This window comes from Rhodococcus sp. BH4 (genome assembly GCF_002079265.1).
Classification (GTDB): domain Bacteria; phylum Actinomycetota; class Actinomycetes; order Mycobacteriales; family Mycobacteriaceae; genus Rhodococcus_F; species Rhodococcus_F qingshengii.
Map to the genome: position 1 here is coordinate 3,011,070 of NZ_CP014941.1, position 23,896 is coordinate 3,034,965.

Consider the following 23,896-nt stretch of genomic DNA (forward strand, 5'->3'; position numbering starts at 1 on the left):
GGTCGGTTTGCGACTCGGTCAGGCGTCGCGCTTGTTGACGACGGCGATGCTGATTCCGAATATCACCAGCACAAACGCTGCGAAGTAGAACAAGCTTCCCCAAGGGCCCCAATGGAAATTGGTGCTCGAACCCGAAGAGAGGAAGTGGTCGGCGTTGGCGAACGGGAGGAACGGTGTGACGTTTCTGCCGAAGGATCCGAACATGCCGAACAGGCTCTCGATGAGCAGTGGCCACAGCAGCAGTAGTGCAATGGCGCCGGCGGACTGACGAAGGAGTGCTCCGACGGCGATGGCAAGGGCGACGCAGAGGAACGCGAAGATCGGTACGCCGTAAACGGCACGCCAGGCATCGGCGTTGTCCAGTGCCAGATTGGTGGAACCTTCAGAGCCTGCCGCAGCTTTGGTGATGAATACCGCGCCGAGCATGAGAACGAAGGACAGTACCGCGCCGAAAGCCCCGATCAGGCCGGCTTTGGCGATCAGAACCGAAGCCCGACTCGGGATGGCCTGGAAGGTGGTACGGATGATGCCGAAGCGGTACTCGCTGGTGATCGCGAGCGCCGCCATGATCATCAGGACCATGACGCCGAATCCGGATACTCCTAGCCCCGCGTCGTTGAACGTGGGGAGGAATTTCTCGAAATCAGGAGTTCCTGATGCGGCTTCGTCGTTGTACGCCTGAATGCTCGAACTCGACGAACGCCCGATCATCCAGGCGACGCCCAACCCTAGGACGATGATTGTGATCGTGCACCACAGCGGCGACTTGGTCGTGGTGATCTTGATACGTTCAGCACTGAGAACAGCCATTACAGTGCACCTCCCATAGCGTGCTGTGTGTTTGCGTGGTGGGTTCCGGCGCCCGGATCGATACCGGATGCGTGGTACTGGACATCGTCCCCGGTCAACTTCATGAACGCATCCTCGAGCGATCCCTGCACAGAAGCTAACTCGTGCAACACGATTCCCTGCGAACCAGCCAAACCACCGATCACATCGGTGGTCGAATCCACGACCACCAACACCGGCTCCGATCCTGAATGTTCCTCGCGGACAGTCAGTCCCTGGGCAGTCAATGCGGCATGGAGAGCGTCCAATTGTGGGCTGCGCACGCGCACCGTCGACTCCGACGAACGATCCACGAACTCCGCGACCGTCGAATCCGAAATCAACCGACCCCGACCGATCACCACCAACTGCTCCGCCGTGAGCGCCATCTCCGACAGGAGGTGACTCGACACCAGCACCGTGCGGCCCTCGGCCGCCAACCGCTGCATGAACTTACGAATCCAGACGATGCCCTCCGGATCGAGACCGTTGACCGGCTCGTCGAACAACAACACCTTCGGATCCCCCAACAGCGCACCCGCCAACCCCAGACGCTGCGACATACCGAGCGAGAACCCGCCGGCCTTCTTGCCCGCCACCTCGGACAATCCGACCAACCCGAGCACCTCGTCGACGCGGGACTTCGGGATCCCGTTCGAAGCAGCCATCCACTGCAGATGTGCACGCGCACTGCGATTGGGGTGCACCCACTTCGCATCCAGCAACGCGCCGACAGTCCGCAACGGCGTCTTGAGCTCGCGGTACGGCTTGCCCTCGATCAACGCCGCACCCGACGTCGGCTGATCCAGACCCAGGATCATCCGCATCGTCGTCGACTTACCGGCACCGTTCGGGCCCAGGAAGCCCGTCACGATGCCCGGCTTGACCGTGAACGACAAATCGTCCACCGCTTTCGTCGGTCCGTAAACCTTGGTCAATCCCCTCAGTTCAATCATGAGGAGAACTGTGCCCTACCGGCACTGACCAGCACATCGGTCCCGAGGATGACATGAACCCTGAGATGTGAATACGGCAGTTCAGGGAAAACCCTGTGCTCGACCGGAAGGCGGAACTGGCGCGGCCTGCGGGTAGGGCGCATCGAAGTCGCCGTCGAACAATCGCCAGTAGAAGTCGTTCATCCTCGCAGCGGCGGGCGCGTGCCGTGTCACGATCGCGGCCACCTCTGGTGTCACATCACCTGGAATATGACCTGTGGCGCATCGTCGTACGTACTGGTTGCGGGCGACTGGTCCGCCGCTCGTCGGCCTCGGTACCCCGCAGACCTCGGTCACCAGCCAGTTGACCAGAAGCATGGCGGCGTAGTCGGCGTCATGAGTGGCGTGGCGCCGGACGAAGTCGTGCTCGGCAGTCGACAGGTCGAAGTGTGGGGATGTGGCCAGTCCGAAGTCGGTGAGATAGATCCGCTCCATGTCGGTGCGCATGTTGCCGAAATGTCCGTCCATGTGCAGCAACTGTCGATCGCGCAAGAATGCCACGATCTCCGAAAACTGTCGCTCGACTTCGGCAGCTTTGGCGGACGGGTTGTCTTCCAGCCAATTCGAGATCGGGTGTTCGATGTACTCGCAGAACAGTACGAGGCTGCACGGCGCAGCGGCAAGCGCTTCGAGACGGGTCCGCACTTCACGGCTGGCGCCGGCGGTGTGAACGGAATCGATGTCGGCGTGTTCGGCCGCAACGGGTGAACGTCCGGGAAGTATCCGCCAGTGGTAGAGCATTGGGAACGACTGTGTTTCGCCGGCCAGAACGGCATCGGTGACCACGATGTTCGCGGCCAGTTCTCGCCAGGCGTTGAAGCTTGGGCCACCAATGCCGTACTGGCAGAACGTCGGCAGATCGAAATGGTTGGAAGTAGAGCCCACCTCGGCGATTTCCCGCACGCTCAGTGGGATGCGTTTGGTGAATACCGGAACGCCGTTGAGCCTGTTGTCATAGACCCTGATCACTCCTGCGGCGCCACCTACGCCGACACTCGAGATTTGAACGGTGTCGACCAGTCGGGCCAGTTCGACATCGTTCTGGGAAGACAGGAACGCCGACAGCTTTCGGTGACGGTCAATCCTGACGTCTGTCATCCCACGACTGTGCCACAGGCTCGTCCGGCTTCGATTTCGCGGAGCCGCCTGTCGAAGTCACCGATTCTGGCGGTGTCCTCGTAGTAGTCCTCTTGCTCGATGATCTTTCCCACTTGGTCCGAACGAGAAGCACTGTTCGATTTCGATAGATGACGGCGCCGTCGGGGCCAAGGGCTCGGTCGTCGAAACGGGCGAGCAGGGTCATGCGCCAGAGTGGACCACCGAAATACGCTTCGGTGACCGCGCCTTGAAGCCCCGCATCGACAAATTGTTGGAGAAACGTCTCGATTCGGTCCCCATCGCTTCATCTTCGAAGCTTGTCGTGGCATCGAATGCCCTGTCAACGATGTGCCCGGGTCTGCTGATATCTGACAGAGAATTGGATATTGACAGTGACTGTCACAGTAGGTGAGACTCGCATTATCGAGAATGGCCGGATCTCGGCCGAGGCGGGAGGACGTTGCTGATGTCACTACGGGAGAGACAGCGGTTGCAGGTGCGAGCAGACATTCAACGTGCGGCATTCGATCTGTTCGCGCGTGACGGTTTCGAGGATGTGACCACCGAGCAGATTGCGGCGGCAGCGGGGGTATCGGCGAGTACGTACTTCCGGCACGTTCGTAACAAGGAGGATCTGCTGTTGGATCCGGTCAGGCAGGGCGGCGCCGGAATCGTGACGCTGCTCGAGGATCGCCCGGCATCCGAGTCGGCTGATCTTGCGATCTCGCGGGCAATCCTGGAACGCTCCAATGCTTTCGAGTCCTCGGAGATCGATCAGTGGCGAGCAGCGTTCCGCACCGCGCCGCACCTGATGGATCGAGTCGCCCTGATCGCGCCCGAGCATCGTGATCGGTTGGTCGAGTTGGTGGCACAACGGATGTACCTCGATCCGGAAAATGACAGCCGCCCAGGACTTCTCGTTCATTTGATGTTGGCAGCGGCGGAGTTCGGTTATCGGCAATGGATACGTAACCCTCACAAGCGCGGGGCATCACTTCCCGTGTGCGTCGAGGGGGCGCTCGACGCAGTTCGGGGATCCCGGTGGCACACGCAGGACGAAGATGACACGAAAGGTCGTGACCAGTGATGGACGAGAACTCTCAGGGCGCCGCGCCGCCCGTAGTGGATGTCGTTGTTGTCGGATCGGGGGCTGCCGGCATGTCCGCAGCCATCACCGCAGCCCGCAACGGACTCTCGACGATACTCGTGGAGAAGTCCGAATACTGGGGCGGTTCGTCGTCCCGGTCCGGGGGCGGCGTGTGGATTCCGGGAAACTCGATACTTCGCCGCGAGGCACCGAAAGATGATATCGACTCTGCGCGAACATATCTGAAGAGCATTGTCGGAGAGGATGCAGACAGCGACCGAATCGACACGTATCTCGATCGAGGTCCGGAAGCCCTCGATTTCCTGATTCGTCACTCTGCACTCGAGCTCGAATGGGTGAAGGGTTACTCCGACTACTTTCCCGAGGCACCTGGCGGACGTGCAAGCGGCCGCTCGTGCGAGCCGCGCCCGTTCGACGCGCGAGCTCTGGGCGACGATCTTGCGACACTTCATCCGCCGTACATGAAGGTTCCGCTCAACATGGTTGTCCAACAATCTGATTACCGTTGGCTGAGCACGGGGATCCGGCATTGGCGGGGTCCGGTGCGGATGCTTCGGGTAGGAATGAGATCCCTGGCCGCAAGAGCTCGGAAGAAGAAGCTGATCGGGCTCGGGCCGGCGCTCATGGCCGAACTGATGCTCGGAGTTCGGGACGCCGGAGTGACGGTGGAGCTCGGGACGAGGCTTGTGGATTTGGTGACCGACAGTGATCGTGTCGTGGGTGTGCGACTCGAGTCCGGGGGAGTGCAGACCACCATGCACGCTCGATGCGGTGTCATCCTCGCGTGTGGCGGGTTCGACAACAACGACGACATGCGAGGCGAGTACCAGCGACGGCCGAGTAGCGCGCAGTGGACTCTCGGGGCACCGACCAATACCGGGGATGGCATCCGTGCAGCTCTACGCGTCGACGCCGCAATTTCGTACATGGACGACGCGTGGTGGGCCCCGTCGATTCCACTGCCCAAAGGCCCGTGGTTCGCCTTGGCGGAACGCTCGTTGCCTCGCAGCCTCATGGTCAACGCCAGCGGTCAGCGCTTCATGAACGAGTCACTTCCCTATGTCGAAGCGGCACACGCCATGTTCGGCGGAAAGTACGGCCGAGGTGAAGGACCCGCTGAGAACATCCCGGCTTGGCTGATCTTCGATCAGACGTACCGTGACCGTTACCTGTTCGCGGGGGTTCCGGCGCGCAGGCCGATACCTCGGTCGTGGATCGAATCGGGTGCGATCGTGCGAGCTGGATCGATTGCCGAACTCGCTGCCGAGATCGGAGTGCCGGGCGATGCGCTGTCCGCGACCATCACACGATTCAACAGTCACGCGCGCGACGGAGTCGATCGCGACTTCGGCCGTGGGACAAGCAGATACGACCACTACTACGGCGACTGCACCAACAAGCCCAACCCCAGCCTCGGAGAACTCACGAAGGGTCCGTTCTATGCCGCGAAGATGGTGCCTGGAGACCTGGGGACCAAAGGCGGCATCAACACGGACGCTCGCGCGCGAGCGTTGCGCGCCGACGGTTCGGTCATCGACGGGCTCTATGCAGCAGGTAACACCAGCTCACCGGTGATGGGTCATACCTATGCCGGTCCAGGTGCAACTATCGGTCCCGCAATGGTTTTCGGATATCTGGCGGCGCTCGATGCGGTCGGACGATCCCGCGACGGTAGTGAGCTCGAGACCGAAGGCAGGAATAATGGTTTGGCAGATCGCCGTGGGTAGGGTTCTCTTGACAGCGTGACCCACCTCAACATCGCCGACGTCGACTACTTTCTCCCTGATGGTCGGCAACTGCTCAGCGGTGTCAGCTTTCGGGTCGGCAACGGTGCAAAAACTGCACTGATAGGCCCCAACGGGACTGGTAAGACGACGTTGCTCCGCATTGTCGCCGGAGACGTCGTCGCCGACGAGGGCGCTGTCACTCGATCCGGAACACTGGGCGTGATGCGGCAATTCGTCGGCCAGGTTCGCGACGAGTCCACCGTGCGCGATCTTCTGTTGTCCGTCTCGCCGGCACGGATCCGGGACGCAGCACTGGCGCTCGATACGGCAGAAAACGCGATGATCGAGCGCGACGAGGAATCAACTCAAATGAAGTATTCGCATGCGCTGGCCGATTGGGCCGACGTGGGCGGCTACGAGACCGAAGACTTCTGGGACAAGGTCACTACCGCGGCTCTCGGTGTTCCCTATGACCGTGCGAAGTGGCGCGCGGCCAACTCCCTCAGTGGTGGCGAGCAGAAACGGTTGGTTCTCGAAGCACTGTTCGCTGGGCCCGACGACGCACTCCTGCTGGACGAGCCGGACAACTACCTCGATGTTCCGGGCAAGCGATGGCTGGAAAAGACGATCTCGGAATCGTCGAAAGTGGTTTTGTTCGTCAGCCACGACCGCGAACTGATCGCCAACGCGGCCACCCACATCGTGACGCTCGAGCCCGGAATCAGCGGCGCAACGTCGTGGACGCACGGCGCTGGGCTGGCCAGCTACCACCAGGCCCGCGAGGATCGCAACGCTCGATTCGAAGAACTGCGTCGACGCTGGGACGAGGAGCACGCGAAATTACGTGCCCTGGTTCTGCGATTGCGTGAAAAGGCCAAGTTCAACGACGGCGTCGCTGCGCGGTATCACGCCTCGCAAACCAGGTTGGCGAAGTTCGAGGAGGCAGGGCCACCCGAAGCGATTCCACTTCAGCAGAAGGTGACGGTTCGGCTGGCGGGCGGGCGAACCGCCAAGCGCGCGTTGGTATGTCAAGATCTCGAGCTGACCGGATTGATGAAGCCTTTCGACACCGAGATCTGGTACGGAGATCGGGTTGCCGTGCTGGGCTCCAATGGATCCGGAAAGTCGCATTTCCTTCGGCTCTTGGCGGGTGGGGGGACCGATCCGGGGAGCGAGCATCTGCCCGTCGAGGCGCTCGACATCGCGCCGGTCGAGCACGGGGGTACTGCGACGCTGGGTGCCCGGGTACGTCCCGGATTGTTTGCGCAGACACACTCCAGGCCCGATCTGACCGGAAACACGCTGCTCGAGATCCTGCACATGGGCGACGAACACCGCAGCGGAATGGGACGCGAAGCGGCGAGCCGCGCGCTGGACCGTTACGGATTGTCCCAAGCTGCGGAACAGAAGTACGACGACCTGTCCGGCGGTCAGCAGGCACGATTGCAGATTCTGCTCCTCGAGCTCTCCGGCGCCACGATGTTGTTGCTCGACGAACCGACCGACAACCTCGACCTTCATTCGGCGGATGCGCTCGAGCAGGGCATTGCTCAGTTTGCCGGCACGGTCATCTCGGTCACGCACGATCGCTGGTTCGCGCGCGCGTTCGACAGGTTCCTGGTATTCGGATCGGACGGGAACGTGTACGAGAGCGAGTCTCCGGTGTGGGACGAGGCCAGGGTCGAACGAGCGCGCTGAGATCGAGCAGCCGCTACCTGGGGAGAGGCGGCAATTCGTCGATCACGGCGCGAAGAAGGCCCGGATCGCTGCGATCCGATCGAGGTGGGGGACAGCGCGAAAGATCGAGCTGTGTCGGAAAGCGCCACACAACGCGACCTGGATCTACCCTGTTCACCGCCGAGTACCAGTGGGTGAGGGGCTCGGCGAGCGCCGCGTGAAGCTCGAAATGCCGTCGGCGGCGGCTGGGGTCACCTTCGCGCTGAAGTAGAAGCTGCTCCGGTGACGGTATCGAGATGACGGTCAGATCCGCGAAACCCCGTTCGAGGTGCTCGAAAGCTGTCTCGACTGCCGCGAGCTCGCACTCGAATCGCTCCCGAGGTGCTGCGCCCACCGCAGCGAGACACCAGCTGTAGTGCAGTTTCAGCGGGTCGCTGTCGCAGAGCGCGATACCGGTTCTCGCTTCGAGATCTTCCGCTTGCGACCATCGCTTCGAATTGACCGTTGTCCAGTAACTTGCCTGAAGGTCGAGATCCGTACCGTCCGGCTCGAACCCGGTGGGCTGATACTCGGCGACGAATCTCTCCGCCGCGGATTCGCCACCGAGTTGGGTTCGGCACCAGGTGGTCTTGCCGGCGGCGCTGGGTCCTTCTACTGCGATGATCACCAGTCCATTCTCCATAATGATTGGGGCGGTTGGTTTTTCCCGTTGCCAGGAATCTCTTAACATCCCCAGGATCCTCGTTGGCGGTCCGACACGGCCTGTTTCGGTGTGGTGGGTCACAAAATCACCGTGACGGTTGCCACATAACGGACGGATAACGATCGGTATGGTTGAAGCTCGAATCAATTAGTTGACCTGTGGTTATTGCTCGAGTTTCGACTGAGTCTGGTACAGCAGTGCCGGAAAACTGCCCCGTGACCAATCCGTGACCATCACCTACGGTCGTTGACAGCCCGAAACTACCGGGCAAACACCGACCCGCAACTGCGTGCTTCTGCCCCGCGGGTCCGGTACTCCCGAAACCTTCGCGGGGCAGGAGTGAAACAGACGAGTCGATCGACGAGACGTGAAAGCGTCCGGGCCGACCTCGTCCGCGGTAGCGGAGAGGATTTACCCAATGACCAGCATCACCTTCAAGCGCGCCCTCGGCGCAGTTGCAACCGCAGGCGCAGTCGTCGCGATCCCGCTCGCCATGAGCACCGGCACCGCTTCGGCAGCCGGCCACGACTGGTCCGGAGTCGCAAACTGCGAGTCCTCCGGTAACTGGGCCGCCAACACCGGAAACGGCTTCTACGGTGGTCTGCAGTTCACGCAGAGCACCTGGAACGCATTCGGTGGATCGGGCAACGCTGCCAACGCCAGCCAGGCCGAGCAGATCCGTGTCGCCGAGAACGTTCTCGCAGGCCAGGGCGTCGGCGCATGGCCCGTCTGCGGTCAGTACCTGACCACCGGCACCACCGCAGGCAACTACGAGGCCGCAGCCGCCCCCGTCACCGCTGAGGCTTCCGTCGAGTCGGCTCCGGCAGCAAGCACCGGAAGCGGCAACTACGTGGTCAAGGCAGGCGACACCCTGTCGAAGATCGCTGCTGCACACGGCATCTCGCTCGAGAACCTCGCCAGCCAGGTTCCGAACATCAACCTGATCTTCCCGGGACAGTCCCTCTCGGTCTAGTCTCGTGGCCGTTTAGGTCCTCAATGCGTCGAAATTGTCCGGAGCTGATGCAGCCCCGGACAATTTCGGCGTTTCTGCGTTCGCAATGAGCGTTGCCGCTTCCGTATGGATGGGGTCAAGATCCTGGCGCCACCCAAGAATGTGCAGCGCCGACCCGGCGATGACGGCGGCGTCGGGAATCGGGGTGCCTTCGAGCGCGTCGGCTCGCGCGCTGATCACGCTTTCTACCAGGCGAAACGGAAGCTCGGCCAGGTGCGTTGATGATGGATCGTCAATCGCGTCGAGCACATCCTGGGCGAGTGCCCGGTATTGCTCGCGAAGCCGATCGCGATCGGCTCGGAACGACATGAACCTGTCACTTCTCAGTTCCGGTAAGAGATAAAGGACGCCGAGGTTCCACCGTCCGGTGATCAGTTGTGCCGCGTCGATGTACGAAAGTGCGTACAGCTTGACCTCGGGTGCGGTGTCGAGTGGCCTGAGATTCTCCGCGAAGTCGAGCGCCGGCGTCACGGTGTCGGCGAGAAGTGCAACCAGAATGTCGTCCTTGGTGGCGAAATGGTTGTACAGCGACGCCTGACGCATTCCGACTGCTTCGGCGATGTGGCGTGTGGACGTCGCGGCGAAGCCTCGGGTGGTGAACAGTTCAGCGGCTGCATCCAAGATCTCCGCCCGGGCAGTGCCACCCGGGCGTCGGCGAGCGGTCAGGCGGGGTCGTCCGGGGCCGGCGTTGGTCACGCCTTCCATAGTGGCAGGCTGCGGCCTTACGTGCGGGATGGCCGCCGCTGTGAGCATTCGGTCACGTGCTCGAAACGTACTCAACGAGCCTGTTACAGAATCAGGCGAATCGTATACGCGGGCGTCACCTGCGGCGAGTGGATTTCGCGAAAACTATCAATCGACAGTTATTCGCCTCTGAATCGCTTCGCCGAAGGAGTACGCCGTTGAGTGCAACCACCCCGGCTGCGCAGCCCACCACCGCATCCGCACTCGCCTCTTCGCCTCACGACGACGGTGACCTCGCGGAGTTCGGCTACGAGCAGCAGCTGCATCGATCGCTGGGAAAGTTCGCGTCTTTCGCCGCGGGCTTCTCCTTCGTCTCCATCCTCACCACGATCTTCCAATTGTTCGGCCTCGGTTTCGGTTTCGCGGGTCCGGCATTCTTCTGGACGTGGCCGGTCGTCTTCATCGGTCAGTTCATGGTCGCTCTCAACTTCGCGGAACTTGCTGCCAGATATCCGATTTCGGGTGCCATCTACCAGTGGTCGCGGCGGATGGGTGGTGAGATCGTCGGCTGGTTCGCCGGTTGGTTCATGATTATCGCTCAGATCGTCACTGCATCGGCCGCCGCGATCGCCTTGCAGGTCGTGCTCCCCAATGTGTGGAGCGGGTTCCAGATCATCGGCGAGGACAGCGCACTCACCTCATCGAGTGGTGCCGCCAACGCCGTGCTGCTCGGATCGGTACTTCTGGTTCTGACCACCTTTATCAACTGCATCGGCGTCAACTGGATGTCGCGTATCAACAACATTGGCGTGACCTGCGAAATCGTCGGTGTCATCGCAGTGATTGGGATGTTCTTCACCCACGCTCAGCGCGGACCGGACGTCGTCTTCGGCACCGGCAGTGCCGGCGGTCAGCCCGGATACGCCTGGGCGTGGATCATGTCCGGACTGATGGCTGCTTACGTCATGGTCGGCTTCGGTTCGGCAGGCGAACTGGCCGAGGAGACCCGCAACCCCCGACGCGTCGCACCTCGTACGATCCGGCTTGCACTGTCCGCTTCTGCGCTCGGCGGCGGCTTGATGATCCTCGGCGCGTTGATGGCAGCGCCCTCACTCACCGACGGACGCCTGGCCACGGAAGGTTTGCCGTACGTACTGACATCGATTCTCAGTTCCCCGTGGGGCACGGTCTTGTTGATCGACGTCTCGATCGCAGTGTTCGTGTGCACCTTGGCCATTCAGACTGCTGCTTCACGGCTGATGTTCTCGATGGCCCGCGACGGGCGGCTTCCTGCCTCGCAGGTACTGGCAAAGGTCAACCCCCGCACCGGAACACCTATCGCGCCGTCCGTCCTCATCGGTCTGGTCTGCATTGCCGTCCTGGCCGTCAACGTGGGCAACTCGGCAATTTTTGCAACCCTGTCCAGCGTATGCATCATCTTGATCTACTTGGCCTACCTCATGGTGACCGTGCCGCTGCTGGTTCAGCGTCTCAAGGGATGGCCTCGCACGGCAGTCGGCCCCAAGTTCGACGCCGAAGGCAAAAAGCTTTTCTCCCTGGGCATCTGGGGAGTTCCGGTCAACATCGCCGCGGTTGTGTACGGCGCGCTGATGGTGATCAACCTGTCCTGGCCACGAGCCGAGATCTTCAACCCCACCGGGGAGTACCCCATTCTGCAGTGGGCCGCGCCCATCACGGTAGCGCTGGTCGTGGGGCTGGGAGTCGCTTGCTTCCCACGTGGCCGCGCCACCCCGAATCCCGTCACGATCGGAGCCTGACCATGAGTACTCAGACCACCGCCGGAGCGCGCGAGCATGCCCGGTCTCAAGCTGGAACGATCACCGATTCCATGCCCGTATTGCCGGCAACGCGTTGGCCGAACCCACCCGAAGGCGTCGCTCCCGAACGTCTGACCTGGGCTGAGACCGTGCCGGGTGGGCGGTACACGACCAAGGTTCTCGCACGTGGAACCCGATTGCGACTTCGCGACATCGCTGGCAGCGCCTGCGCAAACATCTTGCTCTATCGCGCCGACGCCCCCTGGGAGCGTCTCAACGTCGCCGATACCGTCAAGGTGCCATGGCAGGCCTATCTCGGCGTCGGGCACCCGTTGCTCTCTGATCAGGGGCGAGTACTTGCGACCGTGGTCGCAGACACGTCGGGTCACCACGACGCGTTCTGCGGAACGACGTCACGCGCCACCAACGAGGCGAAGTACGGGCAGGGTTCGCTGCACAGTGCCTCACCCGCCGGTCGTGAACTGTTCACCGTCGCTGCCGCGAAGAACGGGCTCGGGCCGCAGGACATCGCGCCTCCGTTGTCCTTCTTCCATGGTGTCCGCGTCGAGGCGGACGGCGCTCTCACCAGTACGGGTTCCGCCGGCGCCGGCGCGACGGTCGATCTTCTGATCCACCTGCCGGTCATCGTGATGATCGCCAACACCGCGCACCCACTCGATCCGGCGCCGCAGTTTCCCACCACGTCCCTCGAAGTGCTCGCGTGGAAGGCCGCCGACGAACTCGGCAGCCTTGACGATCTCGGGCCGGAATACCAACGCGCAGTGCTCAATACCGAAGATGCCTGGACGGCTTCGAACTTGGAGGAGATCGCATGACCACCACCTTGGATGTCCCCGCCCTCGTTCCCGGAACGGTGATCCTCGACGAGATTGCTGACGCATTCGGGCCGTGGTCCGCAGTTGTCCGTGCCGGTGACGTTCTGACCATCGTCGATCTACACGGAAATCAAGCCGTCGACACCCTCGTCTACGCCGGTGACGATCACAGCGTTCGGTACTCGGCAGCAGCGACGGTCACAGCCCAGAAGAACCTGTTTCTGTCCACAGGCTCCGTGCTCCGCAGTGACGACGGAACTCCACTCATGACCCTGGTCGCAGACGAGGTCGGAAACCACGACACCGTCGGCGGCGCGTGCTCACAGGAATCGAACACCCTGCGATACGGCCACCACACCAAGCATCAGCACGCGTGCGTCGAGAACTTCCTCGTCGAGGGCGCAAAATGGGGGCTCGGTAAGCGGGACCTGGTGTCCAACATCAACTTCTTCATGAACGTCCCGGTCGACCCCGACGGCACACTCGGAATCGTCGACGGACTGTCGGCACCAGGCAAGCGGCTCGCGTTGCGTGCCGAAGGTGACGTGCTCGTCCTCGTGTCCAACTGCCCGCAGATCAACAACCCGTGCAACGGCTTCGATCCCACGGCCGTCCGCATGATCGTCACACGGCCGGGAGCAGACGAATGAACGCAAAACTGACCATCGTGCGTCCCGGAATGCTGACGACGGTTCAGGACTATCCAGGACGCGTCGGATACTGGCAGATCGGAGTCCCACCATCGGGCCCGATGGACGACCTGTCGTTTCGGTTGGGAAACACCGCACTCGGAAACCCCGAAGGCGCCCCCGGCATCGAATGCGCGATGGCCGGACCTGCCATGACGTTCGACGAAGACACCACGGTCTGCATCACAGGTGCCCCGGTGTCGGTGACCGTCGACGGCGTCGTACACGGTCAGTGGCGACCAGTTTTCGTCCCCGCTGGATCGGTGCTCGACGTCGGAACGGTCAGCGGCCCGGGACTGCGCATCTACGTACTCGTACAGGGCGGAATCGAGACCGACGACTATCTCGGCAGTGCGTCGACCTTCACCCTGGGCAGGTTCGGGGGACACGAAGGTAGGACTCTGCGGGCAGGAGACGTTCTCAAACTCGGACAGGCGACCGGGGTCGCGGGAGCTGTTCCCGCCGAGCATGTTCCGGCGATACACACGTGCTGGGAACTTGCGGTGACCGAGGGCCCGCACGGGGCGCCGGAGTTCTTCACCCGCTCCGACATCGACACGCTGTACGCGACCGAGTACGAGGTCCACTTCAACTCCGACCGCACCGGTGTCCGGTTGATAGGTCCGAAACCAGACTGGGCCAGAACCACCGGCGGCGAAGCCGGACTTCACCCTTCGAACATCCACGACAACGCGTATTCGATCGGTGCACTCGACTTCACCGGCGACACGCCCATCCTCCTCGGACCCGACGGACCGAGCCTCGGCGGCTTCGTCTGCCCGATCACGGTGGTGTCCGCTGATCGCTGGAAGCTCGGACAGTTGGCTCCCGGGAACAAGATTCGCTTCGTGCCGGTCCGCGCCGAACGGGCAGCCTCCCGGCGTGACCTCGGAGTATCGCGTCGAGCCTCCAATTCGGTTGTTCATTCCTCCGGTGGTGACGGCGACGACGGCGTCATAGCCCGTCGTGACGGCGACACCGTGGTCACGTACCGGCGCTCAGGCGATGACAACGTGTTGGTCGAATACGGCGACATGAATCTCGACCTGGCGTTACGTGCGCGTGCTCATGCACTGCATCAGCGACTCGACGCCGAGAAGCCGGCCGGACTACTCGATCTCACCCCGGGAATCCGCAGCCTGCAGGTCCGCGTCGACCCGGACGTGCTGCCCGTCGGCAAACTGATGGGAATGCTCACCGAGGCGGAGGACACCTTGCCGGCGGCCAACGAACTCGTTGTGCCCAGTCGCACTGTGCGGATGCCACTGTCGTGGGACGACCCGGCAACGCGCGAAGCGATCCAGCGGTACATGCACGGGGTTCGCGCCGACGCGCCGTGGTGCCCGTGGAACATCGAGTTCATCCGCCGGATGAACGGTCTCGAATCCGTGAACGACGTGTTCGACACCGTCTTCGGCGCCGAATACATGGTGCTCGGACTCGGTGACGTCTACCTCGGAGCGCCGGTCGCGACGCCGCTCGATCCGCGTCATCGTCTGGTCACGACCAAGTACAACCCCGCCCGCACCTGGACCCCCGAAAACGCCGTCGGGATCGGTGGGGCGTACCTCTGCATCTACGGCATGGAAGGCCCAGGCGGGTACCAGTTCGTCGGACGTACGACGCAGGTGTGGAATCACCGCCACCCCGCGAAGTCCGGGCCGTTCGAGGAGGGCACTCCGTGGTTGCTGCGATTCTTCGACCGGATGTCCTGGTACCCCGTCGAGCCGGAAGAGTTGATGGATCTGCGCGCGGACACCGCCGCCGGCCGCGGCGGGGGCGTCGAGATCGAGGACGGCAGCTTCTCGCTGGCCGAGCATCAGGAGTTCCTCGCGTCGAACTCGCGCTCGATCGAGGAGTTCCGCGCGATGCAGTCCGTCGCGTTCGGGGCCGAGCGTCAGCGTTGGTCCGACGCAGGAGAGTTCGCGCTGCCCGGCTGATGGTCGAGTGAGCACAGTCGTCTTAGAGTGAGCACCGCTTCCAGAGTGTCGGAAGCGGTGCTCACTCAGCAGTTACGGTGTTCAGTCCGCCTGGAACGGTTGCAGATGTCTGCGTCAGCGAGTCAGCGCGCGATTGAACAGATCGGTGAACGGGCGAGGTGACGGGGTTCCGGTGGGCCGGAAAGGCGCAGAATCCCTCGACGCGGATACCCACTCGGTTCTGCTCACCCGCGACAAGTCGAGCTGATACCGGGTGTCGGCGGCGAGTCGGTGCAGGAAGAGGGTTCCGGTTCGCCCGTTTCCTTCCCGAAACGGGTGGGCATGATTGAGCGTCGAGTACACCGATGCGAGCGCGAACGACGCAGCGCCGTGATCGAGCGCTACCCAATCGACGGCGGCGATGATCTCTTCCACCTCGGACAGGTAGTTCCGAATCGCCGAGACCGGAGCAAACGTTGCCGCACCTTTCCTGATGTCGACGGTTCTGATATGGCCGGCCCACTGGTACAGATCTTGGAAAACGTGCTGGTGAAGTAGGAGAAGTTCGGCTGTGTCTCGCGTGTGCGGTACGAGGTCGCTGCCGAGATGCGCCTCACCCAGACGAAGCGCGGTCGCCGCGAACTCGAGTGATTGCAGTGCGGCGGGATCTCGCACGTCGAAATTGTTCTCGAGCACCGATGTACCGCGATAGACGTACGGCGCTGATCTTCGCCAGCGGATTCGCGGGGGAATTGCAGACGAGAGGCCGACTGCTCGCGCTAATTCCTGCTCGAAATACTCACGCCGAGAGAGCATCCCGATCATGACGGCCTCGAGTTCCGCGATCTGCTCGTTACTCGGATCCCAGCCTTCGAGGCGCTCCGCCGCTAGAACCTGTTCGAGCGCAGTGCGATTCACGGGTCGATGTCGGGTAGCGCCGACGCGGACGCGGCATATTCGAGTCGTCGTTGCACACCTGCGACCTCGCGCACTGCATTGCTCAGCAAGCTCCGCGAGAGCGGAGTGAGTTCGGAGATCACGACTTCGTCGGTCGGTGGCCGACCTGCCGCGAACTGATCGGTCTGGTGGCGGACACGAATCTGCTGCAACACCTCGAAAGATTCGATCAGTACCTGGGCGTCGTCGTCGAGTAGGAAACCGCTTCCCGCTGCAGCCTTGAGGCGTTCGAGTGTCGAACTCGTGCGGGCGCCCACGGAAATCCCCGCCCAACGAGCGATGTTCACGATCGGTTGGACGGCGCTGGCTTTGAGGTCGACGGTTCCGGTCCGACGCGTCATCACGTCCTTGAACGAATGGAGCTTTGCCTTGTCTCCGACGGCTTCGCGAAGGAGCAGTCGCATGACGGCCGGGTGCAGTCGCAGTTGATCCAACGCCGCAGGGCGAGGATCCAACGCCGGATCGCCCGCGACGACGCGGGCATCCGCCAGCATCGACAACATGACCAGGGCCTGGTCCTGGTACGGATTGGATACCCATTTCCGCAGCGCAGTGCGCCATTGTGGGAGCGTCCGAGCGAACCTGGCCTGGGTCGCGACGGCGTTCTTGGTGTCGCGAGGGAACCCGCAGAGATCGAGGATGTCGTGGATCGTCTTCGCGGCGTCGGCTCCCTCGTGATGAGATTCGCCGCCCCACACCAGCGCACTGTCGATATCCGAAGAGGGGAGCGCTTCACGTCTGGCGACGCTGCCGAGCGACAGCCACGCGAAATCCGGTCGCTCGTCTCCGCCCACCACCAATTCGATGGCGCGCCTGACCGTCACGTCGATCAGCACCGCCAGCGTCGCACCGATGTCGAGCGGTGAGACCCGTGACGCCACCAATTCCGTCACCAGAACAGGGACCGCGCGGGCTGTTTCGACGAGGTGGGCGTCATCCTGTGCTGTGGCGAGCGCTGCGCGCAGTTCGAAACCCTGATTGGTGGCCGAAGTCAGGAGGTCGCTGAGTTCGAGCACGCCCATCAGTGCGCCTGCCTCGGTCACGACCGGGAGATGGCGCAATCCGTACTCGAGCATGTCGGTCACGGCGTCGGCGCCCAATCGATCCGGATCGACTGTCACTGCTGACGGCGTCATCACCGTTGATACCGGCTGATTGCTGTCGATACCACCGACTACCACACGAGCACGTAGGTCACCTTCGGTGAAGATTCCGAAACCGTTTGTCTCCGTCGGGATCACAACAGCGCGGCGGCCCGCATCGGTCATCAACTTCGCGGCCTCGCGGATGGTTGCCCGGCCATCGCAGACAATTGCGGGCCCGCGCAACAGGTCTCGCACCCGGCGCATGGCGGGACTCTGCATGCCTTGCCCCGTCGAGTGCCCCGTCATGGGGTCATTGTCGCAGGTGTGTCCGGTTCAGGCAGCGGAGGGTGAGATGTCAGAGACCACCGAGTCGCGAGAGTACGTCGAGAGCGGAATCTGTAGTACGCCAGAGCGCGTCGATCTCCTGTTCTGCGCCGGGACGTGTCTGCGGATTCTGGAGGGCGAACCCGTTGGCCAGCGTGATGGTGTTGTATCCGCTGTCGGCGGCGCGGAGCAACAGTTCCGAGGGCTGCGAGTTTCCGGCCAATCGGTCGAGTCCTTCGCCGACGAAGTAGAACCGCCAGAGGGGCCCGAGATCGGCGTCGTACTCGGCCTTGGTGAGCGTCACGATCGAACCACCTTTGACGGCAATGGAATCGACGATCTTGTAGAAATCGGGGACATCCTCTGCTGTGGTTCCGGAAGCGGCGACGGCGTGAGCGAGGTCGACGGTGAGATGCGCGTTGTAGCCGGCCATGGCGACTCGTGCCGGACTGGCGTCGCACTGACGCGTCAGGGTGAAGTAGTTGTTCCACGCCGGATCTGTGGGAGTGCCGGTGAACTCCGCATGGACGTTCACCAGGTACCTTCGCAGCAATTCGTAGCTGACCGAATGGGCCCACTCGTCATTGTCGAAGGCCGCGGGGTCTCGCTGCAGCGGCATCACCGCCTCGTGCTCGACAGCGTCGAGGCCGACGGAGAACAGGCCTCGCCAATCGTGGTGGGAGACGAGGATCGACGTGATCTCACGATGACGTTCGACAGCGGTCTCGAGCCGAGGCACTCCGGCACCGTTCAGGGTCGTGACGTCGCTGAGTTCGGCAATCCGGCCCACCTCGGCATTGCTCAACTGGCTGCCGCAAGCCGTCGAAAGACTCTCGCCCGGTTCTGCGAGTGCAGAACCGGGCGAGAGGAAAGCGGCGGTGATGCCGAGCGCGAGCGTCAACGGATACAGCCGCATCGGTTTCATCGGCTCAGACTAGGCGCCCATTTCACAAATGTCCGGATTGGCGATCAGCTGAGAACCGCGTCGGCCTCGATCTCGATGAGCAGAGCGGGGTCGATCAGCGAGCTGACCTCGAGGATCGTCGTGGCGGGACGAATCTCGCCGAACACTTCACCGTGCGCGAGAGCGGCCTGCTCCCACTGCGTCATGTCGCGCAGGTACATGCGAGTGCGGATGACGTCGTCGAGCGAGGCGCCGGCCTCGGCAAGTGCTGCCTTGATAGTTTCGAGCGCCGCGCGGGTCTGATCTGTGAGGGTCTCACCAGGAGCGGTGGTGCCGGAGACTGCGATCTGGTTACCGATGCGCACGGCACGGGAGTAACCGATCTTGGGTTCCCATTCGGAACCGGACGAAATATTGATTCTGTTCGACATGCACCGAATTCTGCCAACAACTTCCCGGCCGTGGTGAGGCACGGTCGGGTATTCGCTCCATCTTGACATACCTTAGAACAAGTGTTCGACTTGGGGCCATGAGGTGGTCGGGTCAGGCATTGGATGCAGATGACGGAGCGCTACCCGGACTCGAACGAGCCGGGTTGGTTCGCTCCGTGCAGACTCCCGAGTTCGAGGGAATCACGTTTCACGAGGTGCTCTGCAAGAGCGCGCTCAACAAGATGCCCGAAGAGTCGACGTTGCCGTTCAGCTTCACCGTCAACGCTTTTCGTGGTTGCTCGCACGCATGCCGATATTGTTTCGCGAGACCGAGTCACGAGTATCTCGACCTCGACGCCGGCGCGGATTTCGATTCCCAAGTGGTCGTGAAGACGAACATTGCCGCGGTGCTCCGCAAAGAGTTGGCGCGAAAGTCCTGGAAGCGGGAGGCGGTGGCACTGGGTACCAACACCGATCCCTATCAGCGAGCGGAGGGCCGATACCGCTTGATGCCCGGCATTATTCGCGCGTTGACCGAATCCGGAACTCCCTTCTCGATCTTGACGAAGGGAACTTTGCTCCGACGGGACCTGCCGCTGTTGAAAATGGCGGCGGCGCAGGTCGACGTCGGAATCGGAGTGTCGTTGGCGATCAACGACGCTGCACTTCAGAAGCAGATCGAGCCTGGTACCCCGTCGCCGCGGGCGCGTCTCGAGATGATCCGCGCCATCACCGACGCGGGATTCTCGTGCAATGTCATGGTGGCGCCGGTCATTCCGTTCCTCACCGATTCCACCAGTCATCTCGACGGGCTGTTCGAGGCACTGTCCGAAGCCGGTGCGACGAGTGTGACGGTCTTCCCGATGCACCTGCGGGGGAGTACTCGGGGTTGGTTCATGAATTGGCTTGCTCAGGAACATCCGGCGCTCATCCGTCGCTACCGCGAGCTGTACGGGCGGGGCGCGTATGTCACTCCCGAATACAAGCGTTGGCTCGCAAGCCGTGTCGAGCCATTGGTCGAGCGCCATGGGTTGGGTGGTCGTTCGGAGCATCGAGACGTCAGTGCAGCTGGCAGTGAGCCGCGTGAGGCGCCCCGGGAACTGGTGGGTGCGGGAGCAGCTCTCACTTTGTTCTGACGGCCGCGGGCGCGTAAATCGGAGGCGCCCCGGACGTTTGCCGGGCTACATTCGCCTGGTGCTACTCACACTGACGTCCACCCCGACCCCGCAGACTCCTGATGCGACCGCGTTGAGCTACCTGCTGCACAAACATCCCGACCGCGTGCAAAGCTTCGACTTGGCGATCGGCACCGCCACGGTTCTGTACCCGGAGGCCTCAGCCGAAAAGACCACGGTGGCAGTGATTGTGGAGGTCGACCCCATCGAACTTGTGCAGAGTAGGTATCGACGCGGCAAGAGTGGCGACAACTTTTCGCTGGGTGAGTATGTCAATGATCGGCCGTATGCGGCGTCGTCCATACTCTCGGTTGCTCTGTCGAAGCTGTTTCGCACCGCGTTGACGGGAACGTGCAAGTCGCACCCGGAACTCGTCGGAACCGAACTCGCGTTGACCGTCTCGATTCCGGTGGTTCCGTGTGGCGGCGATGCGGAATTGCCTCGTCGGTTGTTCGAGCCGCTGGGCTGGGATGTGACCGCGATACCGGTGCAGCTTGATCCGCACCTGCCGACGTGGGGAAACTCCGACTTCGTGTCGTTGACGCTCACCGGGGAACACACGGTGCAGAGTGCCCTTCGGCACCTCTACGTGCTGTTGCCGGTCCTCGACGACGTGAAGCACTACTGGGTGGGACCCGACGAGGCAGACAAGTTGATCCGCGTCGCTGGAGAGTGGTTGGCGTCGCATCCGGATTCCGCGCTGATCATGTCCCGCTACCTGGCGCGTCGACGCGACCTGGTCGAATCGGTGGTCGATCGACTGATTCCCGACCAAGCAGAGGCGCAGATCGAAGTACCGCGACCGGATCCGCCGCTGGCACGGCTTCGCGTCGACGCAGTTTTGGCGACGCTTCAGCGACTGCACGTCAGAACGATTGTCGACATCGGTTGCGGCGAAGGCAAACTGATCGAGGTGCTGATGCCGCACGCTCAATTCGACAAACTTGTCGGCGTCGATGTGAGCGCGCGCGAACTGACACGGGCGCAACGCAGATTGAAGTTCTCCGAAATGTCCGACGCCCAACGTGAACGTGTGTCTTTGATGCAGTCGTCCGCGACGTACCGCGACGCACGCTTGAAAGGCTTCGACGCAGCCGTGCTGATGGAGGTGGTCGAGCACGTCGACACGGCGCGCCTGCCGGCGCTGGTCAGATCGGTCTTCGTGGACGCAGCACCGCAGTATGTGCTGCTGACTACTCCGAATGCCGACTACAACGTGCTGTATCCGGCATTGGCCGCGGGAGAGTTCAGGCACCCCGATCACAGGTTCGAGTTCTCCCGAACCCAATTCCGCGACTGGGCAACCGAAACGGCCCGAGTCCACGGCTATTGCGTGGAGTTCGAATTTGTCGGAGCAATTGATCCGGTCCTTGGCGGGCCGACACAGATGGCAATCTTCACGAAGGAGGCACGAACGTCATGACGGTGTACGAGATTCCAGATCTCGCCCTGGTAGTACTCATCGGCGTCAGTGGCTCGGGAAAGTCGACCTTCGCGGCGCGTCACTTCGGTGAGTTCGAAACTCTCTCGAGTGACACATTCAGAGGGTGGGTCAGTGATGATCCGAACTCACAGGAGTCGACGTCCGATGCTTTCGAAGTGCTGGAGTTCGTCGCGGCCAAGCGTTTGCGACGCGGACGCCTCACGGTGGTCGACGCGACCAACGTCCAGCCCGCCGCGCGCAAGCGACTCGTTGCGTTGGCTCGCGAGCACGACATACTGCCGGTGGCAGTCGTGCTCGATATTCCGGAATCGGTCTGTTCTGCGCGCAACGACGCACGCTCTGATCGGACGTTCGGACGCGACGTCATTCGCCGCCAGCACCAACAGCTGACTCGCTCGCTTCGCGGGTTGGGCAAGGAAGGTTTCCGTTCGGTTCACATACTCAGAGGTGAGGACGCGGTTTCCGAAGCCACATTCTTGCGCCACCCGCTCCGCAGCGATCTGCGTGTCGAGCGTGGTCCGTTCGACGTCATCGGTGACATCCACGGATGTCGAAGCGAGCTCGAGACGCTCCTCGTGAAACTCGGCTACACCGTCGACTACGGGACCGATGGCAGAGCTGTCGATGCGGTGCCGCCGGAAGGGCGAACTGCCGTCTTCCTCGGTGACTACGTGGATCGAGGACCGGATTCGGTCGGTGTGCTGCGTCTGGTCATGGGGATGGTCGCGGCGGGACATGCGATAGCGGTTCCGGGTAACCACGAGAACAAACTCGTCAAGGCCTTGCGCGGTAAGAAGGTCACGGCCAGTCACGGACTCGCCGAGACCCTCGAGCAGATGGCCACCGAGTCGGCGGAGTTCCGCGAAAGCGTCGTCGACTTCTGTGACGGCCTCGTCGCGCACCTCGTCCTGGACGACGGCAAACTCGTTGTCGCGCACGCCGGTCTCAAGGAGGACTACCACAACAGGGCATCCGGTCGAGTCCGGAGCTTTGCGCTCTACGGTGAAACTACCGGTGAGACGGACGAATTCGGCTTACCCGTTCGATACCCGTGGGCGCAGGACTACCGAGGATCAGCGACGGTCCTCTACGGTCACACGCCGGTGCACGAGGTGGAATGGATCAACAACACCGCGTGCCTCGACACCGGGTGCGTCTTCGGTGGATCCCTCACCGCCCTTCGATACCCGGAACGAGAGATCGTGTCGGTTCCGGCGGAGCAGGTTTGGTACGAGCCGGTGGTACCGCTGGCACCGCCGACTCGTGATCCGGATGTGCTCGATCTCGCCGACGTCCTCGAAACGACCGGCGTCGACACCGAACTGCGCGGTCGAGTGTCCGTTCGCACCGACAACGCTGCCGGCGCCTTGGAAGTGATGAGCCGATTCGCGGTCGCGCCGCAATGGCTGCGGTACCTACCGCCGACCATGGCGCCCTGCGCGAGCGCCCAATCCGATGACTATCTGGAACACCCGTCGACCGCGTTCGACGCATACCGGGCCGGCGGAATCGGAACAGTGATCTGCGAAGAGAAGCACATGGGTTCGCGGGCAGTGGTGCTCGTGTGCCGTGATCGATCGGTTGCTCAGTCCCGCTTCGACGCACCGGATGCGCTCACCGGGATGGTGCACACCCGCACCGGCCGCCAGTTCTTCGACGACGACCTGACTCAGCAGTTGATCGACGACATCGCCGCCGCAGTCACCTCCGCTGGGTTGTGGGAAGAGCTGGGCACCGACTGGCTGCTCCTCGACTGCGAACTGTTGCCGTGGAACGTCAAAGCGGAAGGTCTGCTGCGCTCGCAGTACGCGTCGGTCGCGGCGGCCGGGCGATCAGACCTCACAGCTCGCGAGGCCGTGTTGGCGCGGGCCGGGTCGCGGGGCCTGGACGTGGCGGAGATGTTCGAACAGACAACTGTTCGGGCCGCCAGTATCGAGCGCTTCGGCGAGGCGTACCGACGGTACGTGTGGCCGACGAACGGACTGGACGGCGTCACCATCGCGCCGTTCCAGATTCTGGCGGCCGAGGGCCAGTCGTACGGGGAACGGGATCACGAATGGCACCTCGGTATTTCGGACCGCCTGGCCGCGGCCGACCCGAGTCGATTTACCACTACACGTCGCCTGGTGGTCGATCTCGGTTCCGAGGACTCGGTGTTCGAAGCGACGAAGTGGTGGGAGTCGCTCACCGGCGACGGTGGTGAGGGGATGGTCGTCAAACCGCTGGCGAATCAGATTCACGGACCGCGGGGGTACAACGCGAAGGTTCAGCCGGGGATCAAGGTCCGCGGCCGGGAGTACCTGCGATTGATCTACGGTGCCGACTACCTCGAACCGTCGACGCTTGCGAGATTGCGTAACCGCAACCTCGGACACAAGCAGTCGATGGCGCTGCGCGAGTACGCGCTCGGCATGGAGGCGGTATCCAGGCTCGTCGACCGTGAACCTTTGTGGCGAGCGCACCAGGCCGTGTTCGCGGTGCTGGCTCTCGAATCGGAGCCGGTCGACCCGCGGTTGTGACGG

General features: G+C 62.6%; 20 protein-coding genes. 11 read left to right on the forward strand and 9 right to left on the reverse strand.

From position 1 onward, the window contains the following. Positions 1-18: 18 nt before the first annotated feature. The 3 genes from A0W34_RS14075 to A0W34_RS14085 all read right to left on the reverse strand — a co-directional run bounded on the left by A0W34_RS14075 (position 19) and on the right by A0W34_RS14085 (position 2,921). The gene (locus tag A0W34_RS14075; RefSeq protein ID WP_003943323.1) at positions 19-810 is read right to left on the reverse strand and encodes an ABC transporter permease subunit; all 792 of its coding nucleotides are present in this window, start codon (positions 808-810) and stop codon (positions 19-21) included. Beyond that, a complete protein-coding gene (locus tag A0W34_RS14080) occupies positions 810-1,784 on the reverse strand; it encodes an ABC transporter ATP-binding protein (RefSeq protein ID WP_064075363.1) in 975 nt (324 codons plus the stop codon). Before A0W34_RS14080 ends, A0W34_RS14075 begins: the two co-directional genes overlap by 1 nt. A gap of 81 nt (positions 1,785-1,865) precedes the next feature. Then, positions 1,866-2,921, reverse strand: coding sequence for a serine/threonine protein phosphatase (locus A0W34_RS14085; protein WP_081557827.1), 1,056 nt, complete (start codon positions 2,919-2,921; stop codon positions 1,866-1,868). A 466-nt stretch (positions 2,922-3,387) separates the two neighbouring features. Here A0W34_RS14085 and A0W34_RS14095 point away from each other — a divergent pair, with 466 nt between their 5' ends. From A0W34_RS14095 to A0W34_RS14105, 3 genes are read left to right on the forward strand one after another with little or no spacing between them, the layout of a single operon-like run. After that, positions 3,388-4,008 (forward strand): TetR/AcrR family transcriptional regulator, encoded by a 621-nt coding sequence (locus A0W34_RS14095; protein ID WP_030536452.1) that lies wholly within the window; start codon positions 3,388-3,390, stop codon positions 4,006-4,008. Then, positions 4,008-5,756 carry a 3-oxosteroid 1-dehydrogenase gene (gene kstD / locus A0W34_RS14100; RefSeq protein ID WP_075833096.1) on the forward strand — a complete coding sequence of 583 codons (1,749 nt, stop codon included), beginning with the start codon at positions 4,008-4,010 and terminating at the stop codon, positions 5,754-5,756. The genes A0W34_RS14095 and kstD overlap by 1 nt, the downstream gene beginning before the upstream one ends. A gap of 15 nt (positions 5,757-5,771) precedes the next feature. Next, entirely contained in the window at positions 5,772-7,454 is a 1,683-nt protein-coding gene (locus A0W34_RS14105; protein WP_081557828.1) for an ATP-binding cassette domain-containing protein, read from the forward strand. Positions 7,455-7,467: 13 nt separating this feature from the next. Here A0W34_RS14105 and A0W34_RS14110 read toward each other — a convergent pair whose 3' ends face one another. Beyond that, a complete protein-coding gene (locus tag A0W34_RS14110; RefSeq protein ID WP_081557829.1) occupies positions 7,468-8,115 on the reverse strand; it encodes a hypothetical protein in 648 nt (215 codons plus the stop codon). A 439-nt stretch (positions 8,116-8,554) separates the two neighbouring features. On the opposite strand from A0W34_RS14110, the gene A0W34_RS14115 reads away from it, so the two are divergent. Beyond that, positions 8,555-9,109, forward strand: a complete 555-nt coding sequence (locus tag A0W34_RS14115) for a LysM peptidoglycan-binding domain-containing protein (RefSeq protein WP_003944949.1) — start codon at positions 8,555-8,557, stop codon at positions 9,107-9,109. A gap of 12 nt (positions 9,110-9,121) precedes the next feature. On the opposite strand, the gene A0W34_RS14120 is transcribed toward A0W34_RS14115, so the two are convergent. Next, on the reverse strand, positions 9,122-9,853 hold the full coding sequence (locus A0W34_RS14120) for a TetR/AcrR family transcriptional regulator (RefSeq protein WP_003944898.1): 732 nt from the start codon (positions 9,851-9,853) through the stop codon (positions 9,122-9,124). A 197-nt stretch (positions 9,854-10,050) separates the two neighbouring features. Between A0W34_RS14120 and A0W34_RS14125 the strand changes: the two genes are divergently transcribed. Genes A0W34_RS14125 through A0W34_RS14140 form a run of 4 tightly spaced genes read left to right on the forward strand, consistent with a single transcriptional unit; the run spans position 10,051 to position 15,075 of the window. Next, entirely contained in the window at positions 10,051-11,610 is a 1,560-nt protein-coding gene (locus A0W34_RS14125) for an amino acid permease (protein WP_081557830.1), read from the forward strand. 2 nt (positions 11,611-11,612) lie between these two features. Beyond that, positions 11,613-12,446, forward strand: a complete 834-nt coding sequence (locus tag A0W34_RS14130) for an urea amidolyase associated protein UAAP1 (protein ID WP_081557831.1) — start codon at positions 11,613-11,615, stop codon at positions 12,444-12,446. Beyond that, positions 12,443-13,096 carry an urea amidolyase associated protein UAAP2 gene (locus tag A0W34_RS14135; protein WP_081557832.1) on the forward strand — a complete coding sequence of 218 codons (654 nt, stop codon included), beginning with the start codon at positions 12,443-12,445 and terminating at the stop codon, positions 13,094-13,096. The genes A0W34_RS14130 and A0W34_RS14135 overlap by 4 nt, the downstream gene beginning before the upstream one ends. After that, positions 13,093-15,075, forward strand: coding sequence for a 5-oxoprolinase/urea amidolyase family protein (locus A0W34_RS14140; protein WP_081557833.1), 1,983 nt, complete (start codon positions 13,093-13,095; stop codon positions 15,073-15,075). The genes A0W34_RS14135 and A0W34_RS14140 overlap by 4 nt, the downstream gene beginning before the upstream one ends. 114 nt (positions 15,076-15,189) lie before the next feature. Here the strand turns inward: A0W34_RS14140 and A0W34_RS14145 are convergent, their stop codons facing one another. The 4 genes from A0W34_RS14145 to A0W34_RS14160 are packed head-to-tail and all read right to left on the reverse strand — an operon-like array spanning position 15,190 to position 18,755. Further along, positions 15,190-15,972: a Fic/DOC family protein gene (locus tag A0W34_RS14145; protein WP_063316441.1), complete on the reverse strand. Its 783-nt coding sequence runs from the start codon at positions 15,970-15,972 to the stop codon at positions 15,190-15,192. Next, entirely contained in the window at positions 15,969-17,402 is a 1,434-nt protein-coding gene (locus A0W34_RS14150) for a putative nucleotidyltransferase substrate binding domain-containing protein (protein ID WP_230691685.1), read from the reverse strand. The genes A0W34_RS14145 and A0W34_RS14150 overlap by 4 nt, the downstream gene beginning before the upstream one ends. A 49-nt stretch (positions 17,403-17,451) precedes the next feature. Then, positions 17,452-18,336, reverse strand: coding sequence for a DUF5995 family protein (locus A0W34_RS14155; protein ID WP_081558808.1), 885 nt, complete (start codon positions 18,334-18,336; stop codon positions 17,452-17,454). 53 nt (positions 18,337-18,389) lie between these two features. Next, positions 18,390-18,755 (reverse strand): RidA family protein, encoded by a 366-nt coding sequence (locus A0W34_RS14160; RefSeq protein WP_019748335.1) that lies wholly within the window; start codon positions 18,753-18,755, stop codon positions 18,390-18,392. Between the two features lie 98 nt (positions 18,756-18,853). Here A0W34_RS14160 and A0W34_RS14165 point away from each other — a divergent pair, with 98 nt between their 5' ends. From A0W34_RS14165 to A0W34_RS14175, 3 genes are read left to right on the forward strand one after another with little or no spacing between them, the layout of a single operon-like run. Beyond that, positions 18,854-19,891 (forward strand): Rv2578c family radical SAM protein, encoded by a 1,038-nt coding sequence (locus A0W34_RS14165; RefSeq protein WP_003944842.1) that lies wholly within the window; start codon positions 18,854-18,856, stop codon positions 19,889-19,891. A gap of 58 nt (positions 19,892-19,949) precedes the next feature. Beyond that, complete coding sequence (locus tag A0W34_RS14170) at positions 19,950-21,353, forward strand: 3' terminal RNA ribose 2'-O-methyltransferase Hen1 (RefSeq protein WP_422662733.1); 1,404 nt, start codon at positions 19,950-19,952, stop codon at positions 21,351-21,353. Beyond that, positions 21,350-23,893, forward strand: coding sequence for a polynucleotide kinase-phosphatase (locus tag A0W34_RS14175; RefSeq protein ID WP_081557835.1), 2,544 nt, complete (start codon positions 21,350-21,352; stop codon positions 23,891-23,893). The genes A0W34_RS14170 and A0W34_RS14175 overlap by 4 nt, the downstream gene beginning before the upstream one ends. Positions 23,894-23,896 lie beyond the last annotated feature (3 nt).

Excerpts from the sequence above, each read along its gene's own strand:
- A0W34_RS14075 (WP_003943323.1), bottom strand. The coding sequence starts at position 810 with ATGGCTGTTCTCAGTGCTGAACGTATCAAGATCACCACGACCAAGTCG.
- A0W34_RS14080 (WP_064075363.1), bottom strand. The coding sequence starts at position 1,784 with ATGATTGAACTGAGGGGATTGACCAAGGTTTACGGACCGACGAAAGCG.
- A0W34_RS14085 (WP_081557827.1), bottom strand. The coding sequence starts at position 2,921 with ATGACAGACGTCAGGATTGACCGTCACCGAAAGCTGTCGGCGTTCCTG.
- A0W34_RS14095 (WP_030536452.1), top strand. The coding sequence starts at position 3,388 with ATGTCACTACGGGAGAGACAGCGGTTGCAGGTGCGAGCAGACATTCAA.
- kstD (WP_075833096.1), top strand. The coding sequence starts at position 4,008 with ATGGACGAGAACTCTCAGGGCGCCGCGCCGCCCGTAGTGGATGTCGTT.
- A0W34_RS14110 (WP_081557829.1), bottom strand. The coding sequence starts at position 8,115 with ATGGAGAATGGACTGGTGATCATCGCAGTAGAAGGACCCAGCGCCGCC.
- A0W34_RS14115 (WP_003944949.1), top strand. The coding sequence starts at position 8,555 with ATGACCAGCATCACCTTCAAGCGCGCCCTCGGCGCAGTTGCAACCGCA.
- A0W34_RS14120 (WP_003944898.1), bottom strand. The coding sequence starts at position 9,853 with ATGGAAGGCGTGACCAACGCCGGCCCCGGACGACCCCGCCTGACCGCT.
- A0W34_RS14130 (WP_081557831.1), top strand. The coding sequence starts at position 11,613 with ATGAGTACTCAGACCACCGCCGGAGCGCGCGAGCATGCCCGGTCTCAA.
- A0W34_RS14135 (WP_081557832.1), top strand. The coding sequence starts at position 12,443 with ATGACCACCACCTTGGATGTCCCCGCCCTCGTTCCCGGAACGGTGATC.
- A0W34_RS14140 (WP_081557833.1), top strand. The coding sequence starts at position 13,093 with ATGAACGCAAAACTGACCATCGTGCGTCCCGGAATGCTGACGACGGTT.
- A0W34_RS14150 (WP_230691685.1), bottom strand. The coding sequence starts at position 17,402 with ATGACGGGGCACTCGACGGGGCAAGGCATGCAGAGTCCCGCCATGCGC.
- A0W34_RS14155 (WP_081558808.1), bottom strand. The coding sequence starts at position 18,336 with ATGCGGCTGTATCCGTTGACGCTCGCGCTCGGCATCACCGCCGCTTTC.
- A0W34_RS14160 (WP_019748335.1), bottom strand. The coding sequence starts at position 18,755 with ATGTCGAACAGAATCAATATTTCGTCCGGTTCCGAATGGGAACCCAAG.
- A0W34_RS14165 (WP_003944842.1), top strand. The coding sequence starts at position 18,854 with ATGAGGTGGTCGGGTCAGGCATTGGATGCAGATGACGGAGCGCTACCC.
- A0W34_RS14175 (WP_081557835.1), top strand. The coding sequence starts at position 21,350 with ATGACGGTGTACGAGATTCCAGATCTCGCCCTGGTAGTACTCATCGGC.